This window comes from Streptomyces sp. NPDC052682, assembly GCF_040678435.1.
GTDB lineage: Bacteria > Actinomycetota > Actinomycetes > Streptomycetales > Streptomycetaceae > Streptomyces.
Map to the genome: position 1 here is coordinate 370,355 of NZ_JBFATS010000007.1, position 6,622 is coordinate 376,976.

Below are 6,622 nucleotides of genomic sequence, written 5' to 3' on the forward strand. Positions count from 1 at the left end.
GTACGGAGTGAGGACTCACTCCGTCAATGAGTGAGTCCTCACTCCGTTGACTTTCGGCCACCGTTGGGACGCCCTGTGCCGGACATGCCGCGAGCCCCGGGGTGAACCCCGGGGCCCGCGGCATGCGTGATGTTTACCAGCGATACCAGCGGCCCTTGCGGCCGGCGCCGTCCGCCGTCCGCACGACGAAGCCCAGCAGCCAGACCACCAGCACGATCACGGCGATCCACCACAGTGCCTTCAGTGCGAAACCCGCACCGAAGAGGATCAGAGCCAGCAGCAGAACCAGAAGCAGGGGAACCATAGTTATCAACCTCCGACGCTCCGGATGCCCTGTCATTCGGAGAACACACGGTCGATTTCCCTGGTTTCTTCACGGCTCTTGCGGGCACCGCTCAGTCAGGTCGAGGCCCACGCCGGTGAAGTGGCCTGCCCGCTGTGGCCATCGTCACGGGAGTCTTCGAGGCCGGTTGCGTACGCTGAGCGCGGCCGTCCGTGACGGGCCGCCCGCGGCATGCGGACGCCTCGGGCAACCCGACGCGCTGTAAGGTGTGGAAACAGCCCTTGACCTGCGCAAACGCAGGCAGGGAGCCTAATTACGGGAGTACTGCCATGTTGCGCACCATGTTCAAGTCCAAGATCCACCGCGCCACCGTCACCCAGGCCGACCTGCACTACGTGGGATCGGTGACCATCGACGCCGACCTGCTGGACGCCGCCGACCTGCTGCCCGGCGAGCTCGTGCACATCGTGGACATCACCAACGGCGCCCGGCTGGAGACGTACGTCATCGAGGGCGAGCGCGGCTCGGGCGTGATCGGGATCAACGGGGCCGCCGCCCATCTCGTGCACCCTGGTGACCTGGTGATCATCATCAGCTACGCTCAGCTGACCGACGCCGAGGCACGGGCGTTCGAGCCCCGAGTGGTGCACGTCGACGGCGACAACCGCATCGTGGCCCTGGGCGCCGACCCGTCCGAACCGGTGCCGGGCTCGGACCAGCGGCGCAGCCCGCAGGCCGTGTAGGCCTGACCGCCACGACGCACGAGGAGCGTGCCCATGGGCGACATCGACATCCGTGACGACCGCCCGGCGGGCCGCCTGGAGGCCGTGGCCGACGGGGAGGTGGTCGGCCGCATCGAGTACTTCGTTCTCGAATCGCCCGAGCGCGCTCTCGTGCCCGTCCACACGATCGTCGAACCGGCCCACGAGGGGAAGGGCATCGCGGGCTCCCTCGCCCGCGAGCTGTACGCCACCGCCGGCCGCGAGGACAGCGCGGTCGTCCCCCTGTGCCCCTACGTCGCCCGGTGGGCCGAACGCCACCCGGACCAGGCCCCGGCCGCCGGCCCCGGACTGCGGGCGGCGGCGAAGGAGTGGCTGGCGGCGCACCCCGGACGGTTCTGAGAGCGGCACGCGCGTGCTCGCCCTCCTGCACACCTCACCCCTGCACATCCCCGTCTTCGAGGCGCTGCGCGACGAGGACCACCCGGGCCTGGAACTGCGGCACTTCGTCGATGAAGGCCTGCTCGGCCGGGCCCGCGCGGCGGGTCCGGCCGCGGTCACGGACGACGTGCGCGCCGCGCTGCGCGAAGCCGTCGCCGCCGGCGCGCGGGCCGTGCTGTGCACCTGCTCGACCATCGGCGGCGTAGCCGAGGCGGCGGCCGGCGGCACCGGGGTGCCGGTGCTGCGCGTCGACCGGCCGATGGCCGCGGCCGCGGTCGCCGCCGGGCCGCGCATCGCCGTGCTCGCGACTTCGCAGAGCACGGTCGGACCGACGGTGTCGCTGGTCGAGGAGGAGGCCCGCCGCGCCGGCCGTCCCGTGCAGGTGCGCACCCTGCTCGTGCGGGACGCCTGGGCCCGGTTCGAGACGGGCGACACCGAGGGGTACGCCCGCCTGGTCGCGACAGCGGCCGACTCGGTCACCGGCGCCGACGTGATCGTCCTCGCCCAGGCGTCCATGACCCCGGCCCAGCACCTGACGACGACCACCACCCCGGTGCTGACCAGCCCGCGGCCGGGACTGGCGGCGGGGGCGGCGGTCGTAGGGGACACCCGGGCCCCTCACCGTCCCGCAAGGGAGTGACACCCGGCCCCCTCGCCGTCCTGCGGGGGAGTGACTGGAGGCGCTGCCTCCGGGTAGGCGGGGGAGTAGTCCAGAGCCGGAGTCGACCGACTGGCTGGAGGACCGTATGACGAACCCGTACCCCGACCCCGTGCCGCCGGGTCCGACACCGGGCCCGGACCCGCAGCACCCGGATCCCTACCCCGACCCGGTTCCGAACCCGGAACCGCCCCCGGCCCCGGAGCCTCCGCCCCAGCCGGGCCCGACTCCGCCGCCACCGCCGCACCCGGGTCCGCCCCCTGAGCCGGGTCCGCCCCCGGGCCCCGGTCCCGTACCGAACCCCGACCCGTCCCCGATCCCGCCGGGACCGGAACCGGTGCCGAACCCCGAGCCGGGGCCTCCGCTGTCCTGACCGCCGGAGAACACGGCGGGGGCGGTGGGCGACCGAGCGTCGCCCACCGCCCCCGCCCACGGTCACACCGCGCGGCGCGCCTGCCGCTACGCGGACACCTCCGACCGGTCCCCGCCCCACAGCGTGTGGAAGGAGCCGTCCCGGTCCGTGCGGCGGTACGTGTGCGCGCCGAAGTAGTCCCGCTGCCCCTGGGTGAGCGCGGCGGGCAGCCGCTCGGCGCGCAGGGCGTCGTAGTAGGCGAGGGCCGCCGCGAAGCCCGGCGTCGGCACACCGTGCCGGGTCGCGGCGATCAGTACCTCGCGCCAGTCGTCCTGGGCCGCCGCGATCTCCTGCGCGAACGTCTCGTCCGACAGCAGGCTCGGCAGGTCCGGCCGGGCGTCGTACGCCGCGCGGATACGGTCCAGGAACGCGGCCCGGATGATGCAGCCGCCGCGCCAGATCGACGAGACGGCACCCAGGTCGATGTCCCAGCCGTACTCCTCGCTGCCCGCGGCGATCTCGTGGAAGCCCTGCGTGTACGACACGATCTTCGACGCGTACAGCGCCTGCTCCACCCGGTCGGCGAACGCCGCCGCCTCCGGCTCGGGCAGCGGCAGCGCCTTCGGCCCGGCCAGGCCCCGCGAGGCCTCCCGCAGCGCCGCGTGACCGGACAGGGAGCGCGCGAACACCGCCTCGGCGATACCGGACACCGGCACACCGAGGTCGAGCGCGATCTGCACGGTCCAGCGGCCGGTGCCCTTCTGCTCCGCCTGGTCGACCACCACGTCCACGAACGGCTTGCCCGTCGCCGCGTCCACGTGCGCCAGGACCTCGGCCGTGATCTCGATCAGGTACGAGTCGAGGCGGCCGGTGTTCCAGGTGCGGAAGATGTCGGCGATCTGCGCGGGCGTGTACCCGGCGACGTCCCGCAGCAGCTGGTACGCCTCACCGATCAGCTGCATGTCGGCGTACTCGATGCCGTTGTGCACCATCTTCACGAAATGCCCGGCGCCGTCCGGCCCGACGTGCGTCACGCAGGGCGCGCCGTCCGCCGCCTTCGCGGAGATCTTCTCCAGCATCGGGCCGAGCGACTCGTACGACTCCTTCGAGCCGCCCGGCATGATGCTCGGCCCGTTGAGCGCGCCCTCCTCGCCGCCGGAGATGCCCGTGCCGACGAAGTGGATGCCCCGCTCGCGCAGTTCCCGCTCCCGGCGCCGGGTGTCCGCGAAGTGCGCGTTGCCACCGTCGATGATCATGTCGCCGGGCTCCAGCAGCGGTGCGAACTCCTCGATCACCGCGTCCGTGGGCTCACCGGCCTTCACCATGATGACCAGGCGCCGCGGGCGCTCCAGCGCCGCCACGAACTCCTTGGCGGTCTCACACGCGACGAAGTCGCCCTCGCCGCCGAACTCCTCCACCAGCGCGTGCGTACGCGACGGCGTCCGGTTGTGCACCGCGACCGTGTAGCCGTTGCGCGCGAAGTTGCGGGCGAGGTTGCGGCCCATGACCGCGAGACCCGTGACGCCGATCTGTGCTGAACTGCTCATGCGGTTGGCTCCTAAAGCCCTCGGTTCGGTGCTCTGTCGGTGCTCAGTTGGTGTTGTAAAGGTGTGTATCAGCTATATCGCTGCTGGTGCGCTGCTGCGGGCAGGGCCCGCCGGTGGGGGCGCACCGCCCATCCTGACGTGCCGCTTCCGCGTCCGCACGCGCGGGTCGGACGACGCCGCGCGGCCGGATACGCACGAGTACGCACGAGAGCCCCCGCCGCACTCAGCCGCATGCTCCCGGCCTTGTCCGCGTGCGCGGGCACGGCCGTCGTACGCGCCGCACAACCAGGGGCACGCACCGGCCACTTGGCGCATCCGTGCGGCTGATTGCCGCCTTGTCCCGGCCAGTTCGCGGCGCTTACTTTGGCCCCTCCTGACGCATGCCGAGGGGGGCTCATGGCCGTACGAGGCCGGCATCGCCGGTACCAGCCGAGCAGGATCAACCGCGCCTCACTCACGGTCACGGCCGGCGGTGCCGGCATGGCCCTGCCACTGATGGGTGCCGGTGCGGCGCAGGCGGCGGACGTGGCGACCTGGAACAAGGTCGCCGCGTGCGAGTCCGGCGCCAACTGGAGTGTCAACACCGGCAACGGGTTCTACGGCGGACTCCAGTTCACCCAGTCCACCTGGGAGGCGTACGGCGGCACCCGGTACGCGCCCCGCGCCGACCAGGCCACCAGGGACGAGCAGATAGCCGTCGCCGAGAAGGTGCTCGACGGGCAGGGCCCCGGTGCCTGGCCGGTGTGCTCGGTCCGGGCCGGACTGACCCGCGACGGCGCTACGCCCGACATCCGTACCGCGAGCACCTCCACCGGCCCGCGGAAGACGACGGACACCCGGAAGCAGACCGGCACGCCGACCGAATCCGGCCAGGGCAGGACCCCAGCGAGCCGGACCTCCGTGCGGGACGTGCTGCCGCAGAAGACGCCCCAGTCCCGGGCGGGCAGCGCCGAGATGTACACGGTCGTTGCCGGCGACACCCTCTCCGGCATCGCGGCCGACCAGCGGGTGCGGGGCGGCTGGCGGGGACTGTACGAGGCCAACCGCACGACCATCGGGTCCGACCCCGACCTGATCATGCCGGGCCAGCGGCTGAGGCTGCGCGGCGAGGGCGGCACGGCGACACGGCCCGCGCCCCGGCCGTCGGACACCGCGGCCAAGCCCTCGCACCAGCCGAAGAAGCCGGCGAAGAAGCCGGCGACGAAGACCTCCCCGGAGCGCGACAAGGACCGCGCCGACCGGGCGACCGCGCCCCGGCATGGTCTTGTCGCCCCGGTCAGCGCCCCGCTGGGAACGCCGTACCACAAGGCCGGCTCCGCCTGGTCGAAGGGCTACCACACGGGCGTCGACTTCCCCGTGCCCACCGGCACGTCGGTGCGGGCGGTCGCGGCGGGCAGCGTCGTCAGCGCCGGCTGGGAGGGCTCGTTCGGCTACCAGGTGGTGATCCGGCACCAGGACGGCCGCTACAGCCAGTACGCCCACCTCTCGGCGATCTCCGTGCGGACCGGGCAGACGGTCGGTGCCGGCCAGCGCATCGGCCGCTCCGGATCCACCGGCAACAGCTCGGGCCCGCATCTGCACTTCGAGGTGCGGACCGGGCCCGGCTTCGGCAGTGACGTCGACCCCGTGGCGTACCTGCGGGCCGGCGGCGTCAGGATCTGACGCGTACGTGGTGCCGGTCCAGCAGCGGCATGGTGACGAACAGGCCGGAGCAGGGGCCGTAGAACCACGGCACCTCGTCGGCCGCCGGGGCCACCGCAACGGGCGCGAGGAGCTCCTCCCGCAACGCGCTGAGCAGGTCCAGGTCCTCCGAGGGCAGGGCGGGAGCCGGCACCGTCAGGGCACGGTCGTCGCCCGCGCCCTCCGGCCCGCCGAGCACCGCCTGCTTCCGCCGGCCCGGGGCGGCCGCTGCACCGTCCTGGTCACGGCCGTCCGCCAGGACCACCGCCTGTCCCCGCACGGCCCGAGTCCCTCCGCCCGCCGCCTCGGCCCGCCCGCCGGCCACGCCCGGTGCGACGAGCAGGGCGTGTTCCTGCCCGAGCGCAGCCTGCGCGCCGTCCCCGGCGTCCGCCGCCTCCGCCCGGCCCCCGGCTGCCCCCGGCGCGACGAGTACGGCCTGTCCCCGCACGGCCCGAGTCCCTCCGCTCGCCGCCTCGGCCTGTCCGCCGGCCACGTCCGGTGCGACGAGCAGGGCGTGTTCCTGCCCGAGCGCAGCCGCCTGCGCGCCGTCCCCGGCGTCCGCCGTCTCCGCCAGGCCCCCGACTGCCCCCGGCGCGACGAGTACGGCCTGCTCCCGCGCGAGTGCAGCCTGCGCGCCGTCCCTGGCGTCCGCCGTCTCCGCCCGGCCACCGGCCATCCCCGGCGCGACGAGCAGGGCCTGTCCCCGTACGGCCCGAGGTCCTCCGCTCGCCGCCTCGGCCTGTCCGCCGGCCACGTCCGGTGCGACGAGCAGGGCGTGTTCCTGCACGAGTGCAGCCGCCTGCCCGCCGTCCCTGGCGTCCGCCGTCTCCGCCCGGCCCCCGGCCATCCCCGGCGCGACGAGTACGGCCTGCTCCCGCGCGAGTGCAGCCTGCGCGCCGTCCCTGGCGTCCGCCGTCTCCGCCCGGCCACCGGCCATCCCCG

6 protein-coding genes and 1 pseudogene are annotated in these 6,622 nt (G+C 73.8%); 4 read left to right on the forward strand and 3 right to left on the reverse strand.

From position 1 onward, the window contains the following. Nucleotides 1-133: 133 nt before the first annotated feature. Entirely contained in the window at nt 134-304 is a 171-nt protein-coding gene (locus AB0K80_RS13990) for a hydrophobic protein (RefSeq protein WP_365669126.1), read from the reverse strand. Between the two features lie 308 nt (nt 305-612). On the opposite strand from AB0K80_RS13990, the gene panD reads away from it, so the two are divergent. The 3 genes from panD to AB0K80_RS14005 are packed head-to-tail and all read left to right on the forward strand — an operon-like array spanning nt 613 to nt 2,083. Then, nucleotides 613-1,026, forward strand: a complete 414-nt coding sequence (gene panD / locus AB0K80_RS13995) for an aspartate 1-decarboxylase (protein WP_365669128.1) — start codon at nt 613-615, stop codon at nt 1,024-1,026. A 33-nt stretch (nt 1,027-1,059) separates the two neighbouring features. After that, nucleotides 1,060-1,404, forward strand: coding sequence for a GNAT family N-acetyltransferase (locus tag AB0K80_RS14000; RefSeq protein ID WP_365669129.1), 345 nt, complete (start codon nt 1,060-1,062; stop codon nt 1,402-1,404). A gap of 13 nt (nt 1,405-1,417) precedes the next feature. Continuing rightward, nucleotides 1,418-2,083 (forward strand): aspartate/glutamate racemase family protein, encoded by a 666-nt coding sequence (locus tag AB0K80_RS14005; protein WP_365669131.1) that lies wholly within the window; start codon nt 1,418-1,420, stop codon nt 2,081-2,083. Between the two features lie 477 nt (nt 2,084-2,560). Here the strand turns inward: AB0K80_RS14005 and gndA are convergent, their stop codons facing one another. Then, nucleotides 2,561-4,000, reverse strand: a complete 1,440-nt coding sequence (gene gndA, locus AB0K80_RS14010) for an NADP-dependent phosphogluconate dehydrogenase (RefSeq protein WP_365669132.1) — start codon at nt 3,998-4,000, stop codon at nt 2,561-2,563. Between the two features lie 396 nt (nt 4,001-4,396). Between gndA and AB0K80_RS14015 the strand changes: the two genes are divergently transcribed. Next, nucleotides 4,397-5,662, forward strand: coding sequence for a transglycosylase family protein (locus tag AB0K80_RS14015; RefSeq protein WP_365669134.1), 1,266 nt, complete (start codon nt 4,397-4,399; stop codon nt 5,660-5,662). Here the strand turns inward: AB0K80_RS14015 and AB0K80_RS14020 are convergent. Then, a pseudogene (locus AB0K80_RS14020) lies at nt 5,652-6,622 on the reverse strand (hypothetical protein); the annotation flags it as partial. The gene AB0K80_RS14015 and the pseudogene AB0K80_RS14020 overlap by 11 nt on opposite strands.

What these genes read in the sequence shown, in the direction of transcription:
- AB0K80_RS13990 (WP_365669126.1), bottom strand. Translation starts at nt 304, where the DNA reads ATGGTTCCCCTGCTTCTGGTTCTGCTGCTGGCTCTGATCCTCTTCGGT.
- AB0K80_RS14015 (WP_365669134.1), top strand. Translation starts at nt 4,397, where the DNA reads ATGGCCGTACGAGGCCGGCATCGCCGGTACCAGCCGAGCAGGATCAAC.
- panD (WP_365669128.1), top strand. Translation starts at nt 613, where the DNA reads ATGTTGCGCACCATGTTCAAGTCCAAGATCCACCGCGCCACCGTCACC.
- gndA (WP_365669132.1), bottom strand. Translation starts at nt 4,000, where the DNA reads ATGAGCAGTTCAGCACAGATCGGCGTCACGGGTCTCGCGGTCATGGGC.
- AB0K80_RS14000 (WP_365669129.1), top strand. Translation starts at nt 1,060, where the DNA reads ATGGGCGACATCGACATCCGTGACGACCGCCCGGCGGGCCGCCTGGAG.